A 15,151-nucleotide genomic window follows, 5' to 3' on the forward strand; every position below is an offset into this window, starting at 1 on the left:
CTTCCTGGCAGGGGTCAGCGTAACGCGTCCAGCTTGAAGAGGCTGACGACTTCTTCGAGGCCCTGGGCCTGTGCCTTCAGCGAGTCGGCGGCGGCGGCGGCCTGCTCCACCAGCGCGGCGTTCTGCTGCGTGCTCTTGTCCATGTCGTGGATGGTATGCGTGACGCGCTCGATGCCGATGCTCTGTTCCGCGCTGGCGTGGGTGATCTCGCCCATGATGTCCGTCATCCGTTGCACGCTCGCCACCACGCCCTGCATGGTGCTGCCGGCCTTGGCGACCAACTCGTTGCCTTGCGCCACCTTGTCGACAGAGTCGCCGATGAGGCGCTTGATCTCCTTGGCCGCGTCGGCGCTGCGGCCGGCCAGCGACCGCACCTCGCTGGCCACCACCGCGAAGCCGCGGCCCTGCTCGCCGGCGCGCGCCGCTTCGACGGCCGCGTTCAGCGCCAGGATGTTGGTCTGGAAGGCGATGCCGTCGATGACGCTGATGATGTCGACGATCTTCTTGCTCGACGCATCGATGCTGCTCATCGTCGTCACGACCTGGGCCACCACCGCGCCGCCCTCGCCGGCCACCGTGGACGCCGCCTGCGCCAGCTGGTTGGCCTGCTGCGCGTTCTGCGCGTTCTGCTGCACCGCGTCGGTCAGCACCTTCATGGCCGACAGCGTCTGCTCCAGCGACGCGGCCTGCGCCTCGGTGCGCACCGACAAGTCCATGTTGCCGCTGGCGATCTCGCTGGATGCCGAGGCGATGGACTCCGTGCCCTCGCGCACGCGGCCGACGATGCCCTTGAGGCTCTCGTTCATGTCCGACAGCGCCTGCAGCAGCTCGCCGGTCTCGTCGCGGCTGCGCACCGCGATCTCGCTGGTCAGGTTGCCCGAGGCCACCTTGCGCGCAACGCTGACGGCGCCGCGCAACGGCAGCACGATGCCGCGCGTGATCAGCACACCCGTCAGCACGCTGGCGGCGATGGCCGCGGCCGCCAAGGCCAGCAGCAGCAGGGCCGTCTTGCGCGCGGCGCTGTCGGACTTGCGGCCGGCCTCCTCCATCGCCGCGTTGCGCACGTCGACCAGCTTGCTGAGTGCCTGCATGTAGCGGATCTGGGCCGCCCGCACGGAAAACTGGAACTTCAGCGGCGCGCCCTCGGTGTCACCGGAGGCCACCGTCTTCACGAAGGCGGCCTGGGCGGGCATGAACTTGGCGTTGGCCTCCTTCACGAGCTTGAACTGCGCCAGGCTGGCCTCGTCGGTCAGCAGCGGCTCCAGTTCGGCCAGCGTCTTCTCGTGCGCGGCCATCAGCGTGGCGACGTTGTCCAGCTCCTTCTTGATCTGCTCCTCGCCGGTCATGATGAGCGTCGTCATCATGCTGCGCGAGGCGTCGCCCAGTTCGGCATTGGCCTTGTTGGCCAGCGCCACGGCCTTGTAGTCGCTGCCGATGAGCTGGCCGATCTCGGTGTTCAGCGCCTGGATGCCGAAGTAGCCCAGGCCGGCCATCGACATCAGGCAGGCGATGACGACGGCGAAGCCGGCGGTGAGGCGTTGCCCGATGCGCATTTGGGACAGGAACTTCATGGGACGCAGCCTTGGATGGAGGTGCAACGAAGCCGCCCGGGGTCGTTCTTGATGGGCCGGCCGGGCAGGGCGGTGACGGCCTGAAATTTCAGCAGAAATGCGCGATGCAGGACATTCTGAGCGGCACGGCCCGGCGGAGTTGCCGTGATTTGTGAGGCAAAACCCCGGCAAACGTGGCGCTGCGTCGGGCGCCTTGCTCAGGCTGCCGTCAGCGGCAGCAGCGCCTCGAAGCAGGCGCCCCGGCCTGGTTCGCTGTGCAAGCCGATGCGGCCACGGTGGGCCTGGACGAACTGCTGGCTGATGTACAGGCCCAGGCCCATGCCTGGCGCCTTGCCGGTGGAGGGCAGGCGCTCGAACTGCTGGAAGACGCGACCCTGGTCCTCGGCCGGGATGCCCGGGCCCTGGTCGGTGACGGCCAGGCGGGCGAAGCCATCGCCGGTGAGGCCCACCTCGACATGCACGGGCCGGCCCTGGCCGTAGCGCAGCGCATTGCTGAGCAGGTTCACCAGCACCTGGGCGATGCGGCTGTCGTCCCACTCGCCGACGATGCCGGGCTGCGCGCTCAGCGTGAGCCCCACTTGCTGATACTGCGGCTCGAAGTCCGCGACAACGCGGCCGGCCAGCTCGCCCAGGTCGGTGCGGCGCGGGTGGATGGACAGGCGGCCGTGCTGGATGCGCGAGATGTCCAGCATGTCCTCGATGAGGCGCGTCATGCTGCGCACCTGGCGGTCATCCTTGTCGATCATGGCCTGCAGCCGCTCGGGGCTGAACCAGGCGAGGTCGCCCTTGTCGAGCCGCGAGCGGCGCATGATGACTTCCAGCGCCATGACGCCCAGCGGTGTGCGCAGCTCATGCGTGACCATGGACATGAACTCGTCGCGCATCTTCAGCGCGCGCTGCAGGTCGGCCTGCGTGCGCTGCAGCGTGTCCAGCAACTGCTGTTGCTCGGCACGCGCAGTCTCCAGTTCGACGAGCTGGCGGCGCAGCGCGCGGCTCTTGGCATGCAGCTCGGTGAAGACGCGCACCTTGCTCTTCACCGCCTGTGCGTCCAGCGGCTTGAAGAGGAAGTCCACTGCGCCGTTCTCGTAGCCGCGAAAGCTGTAGGCCTGGTTGCGGTCCGCGGCACTGACGAAGACGATGGGCAACTGCCGCGTGCGCGAGCTGCCGCGGATCAGCTCGGCCAGATCGAAGCCCGACATGCCCGGCATCTGCACGTCCAGCAGCGCGAGCGCGAACTCATGCTCCAGCAGCAGCGACAGCGCCTCCTCGCCGGACGTGGCGCAGTGCATCTGCAGGCCGTCGTCGCGCAGCAGCGCCTGCAGCGCCAGCAGGTTCTCGGGCAGGTCGTCGACGAGCAGCAGCTTGACGACGTCGGTGGGTGGGGGCGCGCTCAAACGGTGTGTCCTGCGGAGGCCAGCTTCATCAGCATGGGGGGCATGTCTTTCAAGGCCAGGATGTGGTGGGGCCGGCAGCGGGCGATGGCCGCCTCCGGCATGGCGGCGACCTCGGCGTCGTCGGGCTGTTGCACCAGGGTGAGGCCGCCGCGGGCATGGATGGCGGCCATGCCTTCGGCGCCGTCCATGTTTGCGCCGGTCAGCAGCAGGCCGGCGACTGCGGGGCCGTAGGCATCGGCGGCGGACGTCATCAGCACGTCGATGGACGGGCGGGAAAAGCTCACCGGCGGCTCGCTACTGAAGGCGAAGCTGCGCTCGGCCTCGATGAGCAGGTGGTAGTCAGCGCTGGCGATGTAGACGGCACCGGCGCGCACGGGCTCCTTGTCCTGCGGCTCACGCACGGGCAGCGCCAGGTGATGGGACAGCACGGCGGCGAGCTGGCTCTCGTGGCGCGCCATCAGGTGCAGCACGGCGACGATGGGCACGGCGAAGCTGGCCGGCAGCGGCCTCAGCAAGGCCAGCAGCGCCGCAACGCCGCCAGCGGAGGCGCCGATGACGATCAGCTCGATGGGTGGGCGGCGCGGCATCACTTCTTGCGAAAGAGGCGCTCGCGTTGCGCGACCGGCTCGAAGGCGGCGCCGTTGGGGCAGAAGTCCAGGCTCTCCTTGTTGCCCAGGCCCAGGAAGCCGCGGTGGCACAGCGACTGCGCGAACAGGCCGATGGCGCGGTCCTGCAGCTGGCGGTTGAAATAGATCAGCACGTTGCGGCAGCAGATCAGGTGGGTCTCGGAGAACACGTGGTCGGTCGCCAGGCTGTGGTCGGCGAAGGTGACGCGGCGCGCCAGCTCGCGGTCGAAGCGGGCCGCGCCATAAGCCGCGGTGTAGTAGTCGGAGAACCCGGCCGTGCCGCCGGCCGCCTGGTAGTTGCGCGTGTACTGCGGCAGCTCGGACAGCGGAAAGATGCCCTGCCGCGCCTTCTCCAGCACGGCCGGGTTGATGTCGGTGGCGTACAAGATGCTGCGCTCCAGCAGCCCTTCCTCGTGCAGCAGGATGGCCAGCGAATAGACCTCCTCGCCGCTGGCGCAGCCGGCCACCCAGATCTTCAGCGACGGGTAGGTGTGCAGCACCGGCACCACGTGCTCGCGCAGCGCCAGGAAGAACGCCGGCTCGCGGAACATCTCGGTGAACGGCACGGTCAGGATCTCCAGCAGCCGGGCAAAGGCGCGCGGGTCGCGAAGCACCAGGCCCTGCAGCGCCGACACCGACTCGCACTGCAGTTGCTCCACCGCCTGCAGCACGCGGCGCTTCTGCGACGCGCCGGAGTACTCGCGGAAGTCGTGGTTGTAGCGCGTGTAGATGGCCTCCATCAGCAGGCGCACTTCGAGGTCAAGCAAGGCTTGAGGCATCTAGCCCTCGACCTTGCGTTGCGCATTCGGGCCGAGCGCCGGGCTGCCAAGGGCCAGAGGCCCTTGGCCTGTCGTAGGCACAAGCAGTCCGCAGGGACTGCTTGTGTCCGACTCCAGTTCACCAAGCCGGCCCGCCATGGCGATGTGCATGCGGCTAGACGCCGCATGCATCGCCGTCCCCTCGGGGGACCGGCCGGGCGCGCCTGCGTTCAGCAGGGCGAGATCGGACGAGGGGCTCATACGGTCACCGGTAACCAGACCCGCAACAGCGACACCAGCCGGTCCAGCTCGATCGGCTTGGCCAGGTAGTCGTTGCAGCCGGCCTTGCGGCATTGCTCCTGGTCGTCGCGCATGGCCTTGGCGGTGATGGCGATGACGGGCAGCTTGTGCCAGCGCGTGTCGGCGCGGATGCGTCGCGTCGCCTCCAGGCCGTCCATGACCGGCATCATGACGTCCATCAGCACGATGTCGATGTCGTCGCCCAGCGCCTCCAGCTTCTCCAGCGCCTCGACGCCGTTGCGCGCCGGCTCGACCGTCAGGCCGTGCTGCTCCAGCACGCTGGTCAGCGCGAAGACATTGCGCATGTCGTCGTCCACCAGCAGCACCTTGCGGCCCTCGAACACCTGCTCGCGGTTGCGCGCGGTGCGCAGCATGTCACGGCGCTCGCCGCTCATGCGTGACTCCACGCGGTGCAGGAACAGCGTCACCTCGTCCAGCAACCGCTCGGGCGAGCGGGCGCCCTTGATGATGATGGAGCGCGAGTAGCGGTTCAGCTGGGCCTCCTCGTCACGGCTGAGGTTGCGGCCGGTGTAGACGATGACCGGCGGCGTCGCCGCCTCGGGGCCGCGCGCGGCCATGCGGGCCAGCAGCTCGTTGCCGTCCATGTCGGGCAGCTTGAGGTCGATGACCATGCAGTCGAAGTGCTGCTCGTCCAGCAGCGCCAGCGCCTGCTCGCCGCGCTCCACGGCCACCACCTCGATATCGTCGTCGCCGATCAGGTGGGCGATGCTCTCGCGCTGGCGCTGGTCGTCCTCCACCAGCAGCAGCCGGCGCACCTGGTCGGCGCCGTGCTGCTCCAGCTTCCGGAAGATCTCGACGAGGTCCTCGCGCGTCGTCGGCTTGATGGCCGTGCCGACCGCGCCCAGCGGCAAGGCCACGTCGCGGAAGTCCTCGCCGGCGATGACGTGCACGGGGATGTGGCGCGTGCGCGGGTCTTCCTTGAGCCGTTGCAGCACGGCCAGGCCGGAGCCGTCGGGCAGGCGCACGTCCAGCAGGATGGCCTGCGGCAGGTGGGCGCCTGCCAGCTCGAGCGCCTCGCCGGCTCGCGTGGCGACGAGGCAGCGGTACTGCATCTCATGGGCCAGGTCGTACAGGACGCCGGCAAAGCGCAGATCGTCCTCCACGACCAGCGCCAGCCGGCGCGGCGGTGCGTCGCCGGCCAGCTCGTCGCGGTCGTCGGCGAAGGCGGGCGGTACCTGCTGCTGCGGCGTGGCCGGGGGCGGCGGGGCCGGTGGCAGCGGCGCGATCGGCGCGTGCCGCTCGGCCGGCGGCGCTGCGGTAGCGGGCGCCTGCAGCGGCAGCGTCAGCGTGAACTGGCTGCCCTCGCCCTCGACGCTGCTGAGCTGGATGTCGCCGCCCAGCAGGCCGGCCAGCTGGCGCGAGATGGACAGGCCCAGGCCAGTGCCGCCGTAGCGCCGGTTCAGCGCGCCGTCGCCCTGGTGGAAGGCCTCGAAGACATGCCGTTGCTGTGCCGCCGAGATGCCGATGCCGGTGTCCTTGACGATGAAGGCCACGCCACCTGCGCGCGGTTCCAGCTGCAGCGTCACCGTGCCCTTCTCGGTGAACTTGATCGCGTTGGACAGCAGGTTGCGCAGGATCTGCTCGACCCGCTGCGCATCGGTCACCAGCGCGCCGGGCAGGCCGGGCGCGAGCTGCAGTTGGAGCTGCAGCTTCTTGTGCGTGGCCAGCGGCTCGAACTGGCGGCGCATGCTGTCGGCCAGCGCCTGCAACGGCATCGGCGCGGGCGCGATCTCCAGCTTGCCGGCCTCGACCTTGGAGAGGTCCAGGATGTCGTTGATCAGCACCAGCAAGTCCTGCCCGGCGCCGTGGATGGTGGACGCGAAGCGCAGCTGCTCCTCGGTCAGGTTGCCGGGCCGGTTGTCGGCCAGCAGCTTGGACAGGATCAGCGAGCTGTTCAGCGGCGTGCGCAGCTCGTGGGACATGTTGGCCAGGAACTCGGACTTGTAGCGGCTGGCGCGCTGCAACTCCGCCGCGCGCTCGTTCAGGTCGGCCTGGGCCTGGGTGAGTGCCGCATTGCGCCGCGACAGCGTCTCGGACTGCTCGCCCAACTGCACGTTGGTCTGTTCCAGTTCGGCGCGCTGCTCCTCCAGCTGCAGCTGCGACTCGGCCAGCACGCGCGACTGCTCGCTCAGCTCCTCGTTGGCGGTGCGCAGCTCTTCCTGCTGCACCTGCAGCTCTTCGTTGAGCTGGCGTGTCTCCTCCAGCGACTGCTGCAGGCGCTGGCGGTAGCGGGCTGCCTCCAGCAGCGTGCCCAGCGGCTGTTGCAGTTGCTCCAGCAGCGCCAGTTCGCGCGTCCCGGGCGGCTGCACGAAGCCCAGCTCCAGCACGCCGTTGACCTCGCCGTCGTTGAGCGCCGGCATCAGCACGATCTCCTGCGGCGGCGTGTCGCCCAGATGCGTGGCCACCTTCAGGTAGCCGGCCTGCAGGCCCGGCAGGCGCTGTAGCGTGCCGTCGCGCCAGACCTGGCCCACCAGGCCCCGCTCGGCATCGGCCGGCGCGTCGCTGTCTGCCGTCAGGCCATGGGCGGCGATGCGCTGCAGGTGGCCGTCTTCACCGCGCAGGAACGCGGCCGACACGACGGCGCCGGTGCGCTCGGCCAGGAAGCCCAGCGTGCGCGCTGCCAATCCCGAGGCGGCGCGCTCGCCGGCTAGCAGGTTGGCCAGCTCCGCCTGGGCGCCGCGTAGCCAGGCACGTTCTTCGTTGTCGCGGGCGCTCTGGCGCGCCCGCCCCAGCGCATCGCCGTAGTCGCTGGACAGCGCCTTGATGTCGCGCCGGCCGGCCCAGGCGAGCAGCCCGCTGACGACCATCAGCAGCGCGATGTAGCCGGTCACGGCCGTCCACGTGCTGCCCTCCACGTCCTCGATGCGGTCACGCAGCAGTTGGGACTCGGACTCCATGAAGCCGCGCAGCTCGCGCCGGATCTCGTCGAAGAGCTGCTTGCCGCGCTCCGTGCGCACGAGCCGCTCCACGGCCTCGCCGCGGCGGCGCATGGCGATGACATCGCGGGCGTACTCGTCCCAGCGCGCGACCAGCCCGGCGACGCGGCGCAGCCGGTCCGTCTGGGCGGGGTGGTCGGCCACCATCGCCTGCGTCGCGCGCAGCTTGCCGTCGAACTTCGCGACGGCCAGCGTGTAGGGCGCGAGGAAGGACTCCTCGCCGCTGAGCAGGAAGCCGCGCATGCCGCTTTCCTGGTCGGCCAGCAGCGTGGCCAGTTCCTGGCCCTTGGCCATGGCGCGGTGGGTGTGGTCCACCCAGCTCAGGCGGGCCAGCAGATGCCACACCAGCGCGACGAAGATCAGCGTGCCGCCCAGGCCCATCAGCAGTGGCAGCGCCAGGTTGCGCGTCAGGATGCGGCGAAACTGGCCCGAGTCTTCCGACCCCGTCTCATTCATCTTCTTGTCCTCGTCGCGGCGAGGCGCTCCTCTGCGCCACGCTCAGAGCGGCACGCGACGCAAGACCCATGCCGCAAGGCGGGCCCGGTGCAAGCAAGGAGGCAGCCGCTCGATGGTCGGTAAGGATTGCCGGTAAATCAGGTGCGCGGCGGAAAAAACCGCCGCAGGCTTTCCTGTGACAAGGGCTTGCACAACACATGGTCGACACCGGCGGCCATGGCCTCGTTGTGCTCCTTGTCGCCGCTGCGGCCGGTGACCGCGATCAGCACGAGGTCGGAGCCATGGGCGGCGCGCAGCCGCTTGCTGAGTTCGCAGCCGTCCAGGTCGGGCAGGCCCAGGTCCAGCAGCGCGCAGACGGGCTGGTACTCATTGACGGCCGTGATCGCGTCCTGCGCCGTCCTGGCCACGCGCACGCTGTAGCCGTCGAACTGCAGCAGGCTGCTCAGGGTTTCACAGGTGTCGACATCGTCATCGACGAGCACGACACGAATATCTTCGTGCGACATATGGTGGCTCCTCACGCCCGGCGGGACTCAGGGCGGTCCCGTATGCGGCTCTGGCCGCATGCAACGGCGGTGTAGGAGCAATCCCCGTGCCCGCTGCCGGCCCGTCCTACGGTGCGTTGCGGCGGCCGCGTGCATCTGCGGCACCTGGCCGCCCGCACAGTGCTGCCAGCGGCCGCGGTGGCCGTCAGGAGCCCCAGATGAACGCACGGACCGCCAGGCTGGCGCTGCCCGCCACCTTCACGCCACCGCTGTGGCTCGTCGCCGCTTTCGCTGCCGCGTTGGCGGTGCTGCTGCTGTCAGTCTTCGTCGACACGCTGTACGAGAACATCCGTCGTGGCGACGCACTGCGGCAGGCGCAGGCGCAGGCACAGGCGGTGCGAGGCGGCGCCGCCGACATGGTGATGGCGCGTTCCGCCCAGGTGCCGCGCCTGCGCTGAGCGCGCTGGCGGGCCCAGCGCCTGCGGCACCAGTGGCGCCAGACGCAAGAAAGGCGGGCCTCCCGGCCCGCCTTCTCGATGCTGTCTCACCAATTACTGGAAGTAGCGCGCCTTGGCACTCGCCTGGCAGCTGTCCTTGGCATTGCCGGACAGCGCATCGCAGCGCTCGTTGGCGGCCTTGTAGTCGGCCTTGAGCTTGGTTTCCATCTGGTCGTTCTGCGCTTCGGCAATCTTCTTGTTGGCCTTCAGGTCGGCCTTGGCCTTGTCATGCATCGCCTTGGCATCGGCCACGCAGACATCCTTGGCGTTGCCGGACTGGCTGTCGCAAGCCTCCTTGGCGATCTGGTACTTGGCCTCGTAGCGGGCTTCCAGGTAGTCGTTGCGGTCCTTGGTGTTGCCCGTGTGCTGGTACTCCAGGTGGGCGAGGGCAACCTTCTCCTGGCCCTTGGCGCGCTCGACGCACACGTCCTTGGCATTGCCAGCCATCTTGTCGCAGCCGTCGCGCTCGGCCTTGAACATCGCCTTCACTTCGTCCTTGGCGGTTGTATAGACAGGCTTGCTCAGGTTGGCTGAGGCCGCACCGGCGAGGCCGGTCAGGATCAGGGCGCAGAGCAGTCGGGGGGCGTTGAATCGGGTCATGGTGGTATTCCTTCGATTGGATGGGTGGGGTGCGGTGGAGCTTAGGAAGCTGCGGCCTCGCGCCCTGTCGGCACCGGCGTGTCCTGGTCGTCAGACAAGGCCGCGCCCGGTCGCGTCGGTGGCAGGGCGGGGAGTCAGCGGCCTCACATCCAGGGGAAGCCGTAGTAGTCGTAGACCTTGCGGCCGTATTCGTCGGTGTACGTCGGCGCTTCGTCTTCCGAGTAGCGCGGCGCGCTTTCCAGCTGGGTCTTGTCGACATTGACGACATAGCCGTCCTTGTCGGTGTCGTACTTCAGCATGTTCCACGGCAGCGGGTAGCGGTCGGTGCCGATGCCCAGGAAGCCGCCGAACTCGAGCGCGGCATAGCGCACCTGGCCACTGCGCTTGTCGATGACGAGGTCATCGATGGACCCGAGCTTGTCGCCTTGCAGGTTGTAGACGTTGGTGCCTTCGACCTTGGAGGAAGAAATGGTGGGGTAGGACATGGGGGGCTCCTTTGAAGTTGCGCTGACACCGGGGCGGCCACTGTCGGGAAGACCGGCTGCCGCAGTGCATGCACGGGCCCTCAATTTGCGCCATTGCCCCTGGGCGCAGGGTCGGGAGTGGAGCCATCTCCCTGTAGGCGAGAGCCGACGCCATTGGCGCGTGCCCCATTCCATTCGCCCGGCCATTCCTGGTGGTTTGCCGGCATGAATGGGTTTTCACTCGGTCAATTGAGTCATTTCAATCGTTGGTCTGTGTTTGAATGCGGGTTCCCATAACGAAACGATGTCGCTGGAGATACGAATGGCCAAGACGCTGCAGACACTGCTCAAGCAGATCGCGCAATTGCAGAAACAGGCGGACGCATTGCGTTCACGCGAGAAGACGGAAGTGGTGGACCGCATCAAGGAAGCCATCGCCCATTACGACATCACTGCCGATGACTTGTTCGGCGCATCGCCGGCCAAGGCGGCCCGCAAGCGCGCAGCGGTCGTCAAGACGGGCGGCAAGGCCCGCAAGGCCGCAGCCAAGAAGCCGGCAGGCGTGGCCAAGTACACCGACGGCGCGGGGCGCACCTGGTCGGGCGTGGGTAAGCGGCCCAACTGGTTCAAGGACGCGCTGGCGGCGGGCAAGCAGGCCGAGGACTTGCTGGTCAAGGCCTGAGAGCGGCCGTACTCAGCTGCCCAGCAGCTTGCGCAGGCGCTCGCGCTCGGTGGTGATCACCTGGGCGGCGGCCTGCGCGGCTTCGCGTGCGGCGGCGTGGTCGGCCTCGGGCAGCATCACCAGCTCGCCCTTCTCGGTCAACGCCGCCGGCCGCGCTGCCGCACCGTCGGCGCCCTTGGCGCGCAGCACGCCCCAGACCATGTAGCCAGCACGAGCGGTGGTGCCCGTCATCACGTCGCCGTTGGGCTGCGTGCGCAGGATGGGGCCGGCCCAGGCGTTCTGGTTGTGCATGATCTCGGCGGTGCTGCCGTCGGCGTAGGTCAGCGCGACATAGCCGTGGCGCTTGGTCGCGTCGCTGAAGTTGCCGAACTGCGACGCGCCGTTGGCACCGCTGAACAGGCCCGCCCGGGGCGCGCCGTTGGGGTGGAACACGCCGGCGAAGGTCGCGCCGCTGGCGTAGGTGAGCGTGCCGCTGACCGGCACGCCTTCGTTCATGACGCCGACGAAGACCTTGCCGTCCACCCATTCCGCACGGCTGGCGGCCGGGTTGTCGAAGTCCTCGACGATGCGCTTGCGCTTGCTGTTCTCGAAATGACTGTGGTGCACGCCGACCGGCACGCCGGCCTTCCAGCGGCCCCGGCGCAGTTCACGCGCACCGTCGCTGCCGACGACCAGGCGCTCGGCCGGGCCGTCCAGCTGGCCGGCGGCGTACTGGCCGCTGTCGACGCTGCCGTCCTTGTAGTTCAGCCGGCCGGTGCCGCTGAAGTGGCTGCCGTCAAAACCGCCCTCGTAGACATCGCCGCTGGCGTACTGCAGGCGGATGGTGCCGCTGGCGCGGCCGGCGCTCCACTGCGCCTGCAGGCGGCTGCCGTCGGCGTAGGCCAGCGTGCCGCTGCCATGCGGCAGGCCGTTCAGTGTCTGGCCCTCGTAGCGGTGGCCGCCGGCAACGCGTAGCGTCTCGCTGCAGCCGTCCTGGCAGCTGGCGCGGGTGCTGCCGCTGAAGGCGCTGGCGGTGGCCTTCTGCTGCTCGCGCGCCAGGCGCTCGGCGTAGTCCGCAGGGCTGGTGCCGAAGGTGCGGCTGGCCCAGTAGGCGTCGTGGCCGGCGTCGATCGCGGCAGCAATCAGGCCTTGATGGTCTTCCGCACGCCGCTGCAGGCCGCGCTGGGCGATCAGTGTCTCCATGCGCTTGAGCTTGGCCTGGAAGGCCTGCTCGCGCGCATCGATGCGCGCGCCGGCCTGCCGTTGCGCATCCATGGCGCTGGTGTCGGCCCAGCTGCTGCCGCTGCCGAAGCTGATCACCGGCGCTGCGGCCGGCCGGCTGCCGGCGGCGCGGATGCGCGCGCTGTGCTCGTCGGCCTGCTGGCGCGCACGCTGGCCGGCCATCTGCTGCAGCTTCAGGCGGTCGGGCGCGTGATAGGCGTCGCCGTACTGGGCGTGGGCCGGCCATGCGAGCAGCAGGCCCAGGGCGGTGGTGGCGGCGAAGCGCAGCGTGGTGGTCATCGGGGGCGTCCTCTTTGCAGATGGGTACACGGATAAGCGCAGCAAAGAACGCCGGGAAGGCTCATCTGTTACATCTGGACAGCGGCGGTTTGGTCTGGGGGCTGCGCGCGTCGGGCGCGAGGATTGCCGGCAGGCGGCCATCACCCTGCGGAGGTCGCTTATGAGCTACATCGACTGTTTCCTCGCCCCGGTTCCGCGCGCCAACAAGGCGGCTTACGAAGCGCTGGCGCGGGTGTCCGCCCAGGTCATCAAGGAGTACGGCGCTCTCGACGTGGTCGAGTGCTGGCTGGATGAATCGGGCCCGGGCGCCGGTTCGTATCACGGCGTCGAAGCGAGGAAGGCGAACGCGCAGTACACCAGCTTCGCCGCCGCTGCTGGCGCCGGCAAGGATGAGACGGTGGTGCTTTCCTACGTCACCTGGCCGAGCAAGACCGCCCGCGATGCCGGCATGGAAAAGGTGACCGCCGATCCGCGCATGCAGTTCAGCGACCAGCCCCCGGCCTTCGACGGCAGCCGCCTGATCGCGGCGGGCTTCAAGCCCATGCCGCTTTGATCAGCGCGCGGCCACCGCGCCCATGATCGCCTGCAGCAGTTCTGCATCCAGCACCTGGCCCGTCGCGCGGTCGAAGATGGCGAAGCCTTCCTTCTTGCCGTGGACGCCGTTGTCCCAGTAGACCGGCACGATGCCGCGCTGATGGGCGGCGCGGGTGATGTAGGCATTCCAGTCCGCGCGGTAGCGCGCGGCGCGGGGTTCGGCGGGGCGCGTGACGGCGCCGTATTCGCCCAGGATGACGGGCACACCCTTGGCGACGAAGTGGGTCTTCATCTTGTCGAACTGCTTGTCGGCATGGCTCTCGCCGCCCCAGGCTGCGGTGAGCTTTGCGTCGGTCGCGTTGCGGCCCCACTGCCAGATCTTGCCCTCGTTGTTCAGCGTGAATTCGTAGGGGTCGTAGTAGTGGACTTCCATCATCAGCCGCGCGGGCGTCGGGTCCTGCGGCAGCACGGCGAAGTCCACCGTGTGGTCGATGTTGGTGTTGAAGCCCTGCACGATCAGATGCCGGCGCGGGTTGTGGCCGCCCGTGGCGCGCACGGTGGTCACGAAGGTCTGGTTGAAGCTGTTCTGCGCGCGCGCGTACTCGGCCTTGGGCTTGCCGTAGTCGCCCTCGACCATGACTTCGTTGGTGCCGGCGAACAGCAGGCCCTCGTCGTGGTCCTTGAAGTGTTCGGCGATCTGCGTCCAGTAGAGCGCCAGGCGCTGGTTGACCTCGTCCTGGTGCTTGGCGGTGGGCTGCATCCAGCCGCCGTCCCAGTGGATGTTGATCATGACGACGAGGCCAGCCTCGCGCGCCCAGCCCACGACCTCGGTGACGCGGGCCAGCCACTCCGGCTTGATGCGGCCTTGCGCGTCGGTGTACTGCTTCCATGCCAGCGGGATGCGGATGGACTTGAAGCCGGCGGCCTTGACGGCCTGGATGAGCGGCTGGGTCGTGCGCGCGTTGCCCCAGTTGGTCTCGCCACCGATGGCTTCCAGCGAGTTGCCAAGGTTCCAGCCGGGCGCCATCTCGCGGGCGAGGTCGTGGCTGCTGACTTCGCGCCAGGGCGCGGCTTCGGCGCGAGTCTGAGCGGTCGCGGGTCCGAGCACGGCAAGACACAGCACCAGGGCGATCAGCGATTTCATTCTCGTTTCCAGTGAGCCGCTCGGTGGCGGCCTTGCGGGTTCAGCTTGCGCCGTCGACCAGCGCGGTGAGGATCTGGGGCTGCAGCACCTTGTTGCTGCTGCGGTCGAGCAGCGTACCGGTGTCCCAGTAGAAGGGCACCAGGCCCATCGCGCGTGAGCGTTGGGTCACGGCCTTGGAATAGGCAGCGCGGCTCTTCTGGTGCAGCGTGAGTGAGTCGCCGGTTAGCGCGGCGCTGCGGTCCTGCGCGGCGTACTCGCCGACGATGACCGGGATGCCCTTGTCGATGAACCGCGCTTTCATCAGCGCCGTCATCGTGTCGAGCGTCGCTTCCTCGCCCCAGGTGGGGTTGTGTGCGGTGTCGGTGGTCGAGTGGTTGCCGGCGCCCCAGTAATAGAACTGGTTGCCCCAGGTCTCGTCCTTGGTCATGCCGGTGAAGTTCCACGGCGTGTAGTAGTGGACCTCGGCCATCAACCGGCCGACTGCGGTGTCGGTGGGCCAGCCGGTCATCAGCTGGCTGGTCAACTCGACATCGGTGGACGGCCCCTGCACGACCAGCGTGCGGTAGGCGTTGCGCCCGCCGGTGGCGCGCACCGCGTCGATGAAGGTCTGGTGATAGCTCATCAGCACGGCCATCTGCTCGGCCGTCTTCACGTTGGGCTCGTTGGCGCCGGCAAACAGCAGGCGCCCGTCGAAGTCGCGCAGGGTCGTTGCGATCTGCTGCCAGAAGGCCTTCTGTTTGTGATTGACCGCCACCTGCTGCTCGGGCGTGACGTGCTCCTCCAGCCAACCGCCGTCCCAGTGGATGTTGAGCACGACGAACAGGTCGGCATCGATGCAGTACTGCACCACCTCCTGAACCCGTGCCAGCCAGGCCGACTCGATGCGGGCCGTGGTGGCGTCCGCGTACTGGTTCCAGGACACCGGCAGGCGGATGGCGTTGAAGCCCGAGGCCTTGGCGAACTGCACGAACTCGCGCGTGATGCGCGGGTTGCCCCAGTAGGTCTCGGACTTGCCGCCCATGGCCTCCAGCGTGTTGCCGATGTTCAGGCCGAGGCGCATCTTCTGCGCGGTCTGCGTGGCGGAGTCGGCCATGCCGGTGGCGTCGGCTGCGCGCGGGCTGGTGTTGTAGTCGGGATAGGGCGAGGCGGCCGCCGGCGGAGGAGGGGGTGGAGGGGGTGGAGG

The 15,151-nt window shown here is 68.8% G+C and carries 14 protein-coding genes; 3 read left to right on the forward strand and 11 right to left on the reverse strand.

Features of this window, described 5'->3' with window-relative positions; all coding sequences use genetic code 11:
- Positions 1-14 precede the first annotated feature (14 nt).
- The 6 genes from ACG00Y_RS28380 to ACG00Y_RS28405 form a co-directional block, all read right to left on the reverse strand.
- Positions 15-1,571, reverse strand: a complete 1,557-nt coding sequence (locus ACG00Y_RS28380) for a methyl-accepting chemotaxis protein (RefSeq protein ID WP_394484959.1) — start codon at positions 1,569-1,571, stop codon at positions 15-17.
- A gap of 197 nt (positions 1,572-1,768) precedes the next feature.
- Positions 1,769-2,965: a hybrid sensor histidine kinase/response regulator gene (locus ACG00Y_RS28385; protein ID WP_394484961.1), complete on the reverse strand. Its 1,197-nt coding sequence runs from the start codon at positions 2,963-2,965 to the stop codon at positions 1,769-1,771.
- Positions 2,962-3,552 carry a chemotaxis protein CheB gene (locus ACG00Y_RS28390; RefSeq protein WP_394484963.1) on the reverse strand — a complete coding sequence of 197 codons (591 nt, stop codon included), beginning with the start codon at positions 3,550-3,552 and terminating at the stop codon, positions 2,962-2,964. Before ACG00Y_RS28390 ends, ACG00Y_RS28385 begins: the two co-directional genes overlap by 4 nt.
- Positions 3,552-4,370, reverse strand: a complete 819-nt coding sequence (locus ACG00Y_RS28395; RefSeq protein WP_394484965.1) for a CheR family methyltransferase — start codon at positions 4,368-4,370, stop codon at positions 3,552-3,554. The genes ACG00Y_RS28390 and ACG00Y_RS28395 overlap by 1 nt, the downstream gene beginning before the upstream one ends.
- A gap of 236 nt (positions 4,371-4,606) precedes the next feature.
- On the reverse strand, positions 4,607-8,062 hold the full coding sequence (locus ACG00Y_RS28400) for a response regulator (protein ID WP_394484968.1): 3,456 nt from the start codon (positions 8,060-8,062) through the stop codon (positions 4,607-4,609).
- A gap of 137 nt (positions 8,063-8,199) precedes the next feature.
- On the reverse strand, positions 8,200-8,568 hold the full coding sequence (locus ACG00Y_RS28405; RefSeq protein ID WP_394484971.1) for a response regulator: 369 nt from the start codon (positions 8,566-8,568) through the stop codon (positions 8,200-8,202).
- Between the two features lie 197 nt (positions 8,569-8,765).
- Between ACG00Y_RS28405 and ACG00Y_RS28410 the strand changes: the two genes are divergently transcribed.
- Positions 8,766-9,005, forward strand: a complete 240-nt coding sequence (locus ACG00Y_RS28410; protein ID WP_394484973.1) for a hypothetical protein — start codon at positions 8,766-8,768, stop codon at positions 9,003-9,005.
- 93 nt (positions 9,006-9,098) lie between these two features.
- Here the strand turns inward: ACG00Y_RS28410 and ACG00Y_RS28415 are convergent, their stop codons facing one another.
- Complete coding sequence (locus ACG00Y_RS28415) at positions 9,099-9,644, reverse strand: hypothetical protein (RefSeq protein WP_394484975.1); 546 nt, start codon at positions 9,642-9,644, stop codon at positions 9,099-9,101.
- Positions 9,645-9,787: 143 nt separating this feature from the next.
- Positions 9,788-10,129, reverse strand: coding sequence for a PRC-barrel domain-containing protein (locus ACG00Y_RS28420; protein ID WP_394484977.1), 342 nt, complete (start codon positions 10,127-10,129; stop codon positions 9,788-9,790).
- A gap of 301 nt (positions 10,130-10,430) precedes the next feature.
- On the opposite strand from ACG00Y_RS28420, the gene ACG00Y_RS28425 reads away from it, so the two are divergent.
- The gene (locus ACG00Y_RS28425) at positions 10,431-10,790 is read left to right on the forward strand and encodes an H-NS histone family protein (protein WP_394484979.1); all 360 of its coding nucleotides are present in this window, start codon (positions 10,431-10,433) and stop codon (positions 10,788-10,790) included.
- 12 nt (positions 10,791-10,802) lie between these two features.
- Here the strand turns inward: ACG00Y_RS28425 and ACG00Y_RS28430 are convergent, their stop codons facing one another.
- The gene (locus ACG00Y_RS28430; RefSeq protein WP_394484981.1) at positions 10,803-12,290 is read right to left on the reverse strand and encodes an MORN repeat-containing protein; all 1,488 of its coding nucleotides are present in this window, start codon (positions 12,288-12,290) and stop codon (positions 10,803-10,805) included.
- Between the two features lie 160 nt (positions 12,291-12,450).
- Between ACG00Y_RS28430 and ACG00Y_RS28435 the strand changes: the two genes are divergently transcribed.
- Positions 12,451-12,843: a DUF1428 domain-containing protein gene (locus ACG00Y_RS28435; RefSeq protein ID WP_394484983.1), complete on the forward strand. Its 393-nt coding sequence runs from the start codon at positions 12,451-12,453 to the stop codon at positions 12,841-12,843.
- Here the strand turns inward: ACG00Y_RS28435 and ACG00Y_RS28440 are convergent, their stop codons facing one another.
- Complete coding sequence (locus tag ACG00Y_RS28440) at positions 12,844-13,968, reverse strand: glycoside hydrolase family 5 protein (protein WP_394484985.1); 1,125 nt, start codon at positions 13,966-13,968, stop codon at positions 12,844-12,846.
- 40 nt (positions 13,969-14,008) lie between these two features.
- Positions 14,009-15,151: glycoside hydrolase family 5 protein (locus ACG00Y_RS28445; protein WP_394484987.1), on the reverse strand; the 1,143-nt coding region annotated here is incomplete at its 5' end.

The organism is Pelomonas parva, assembly GCF_043555835.1.
In the GTDB taxonomy this organism is placed as follows: domain Bacteria; phylum Pseudomonadota; class Gammaproteobacteria; order Burkholderiales; family Burkholderiaceae_C; genus Pelomonas; species Pelomonas parva.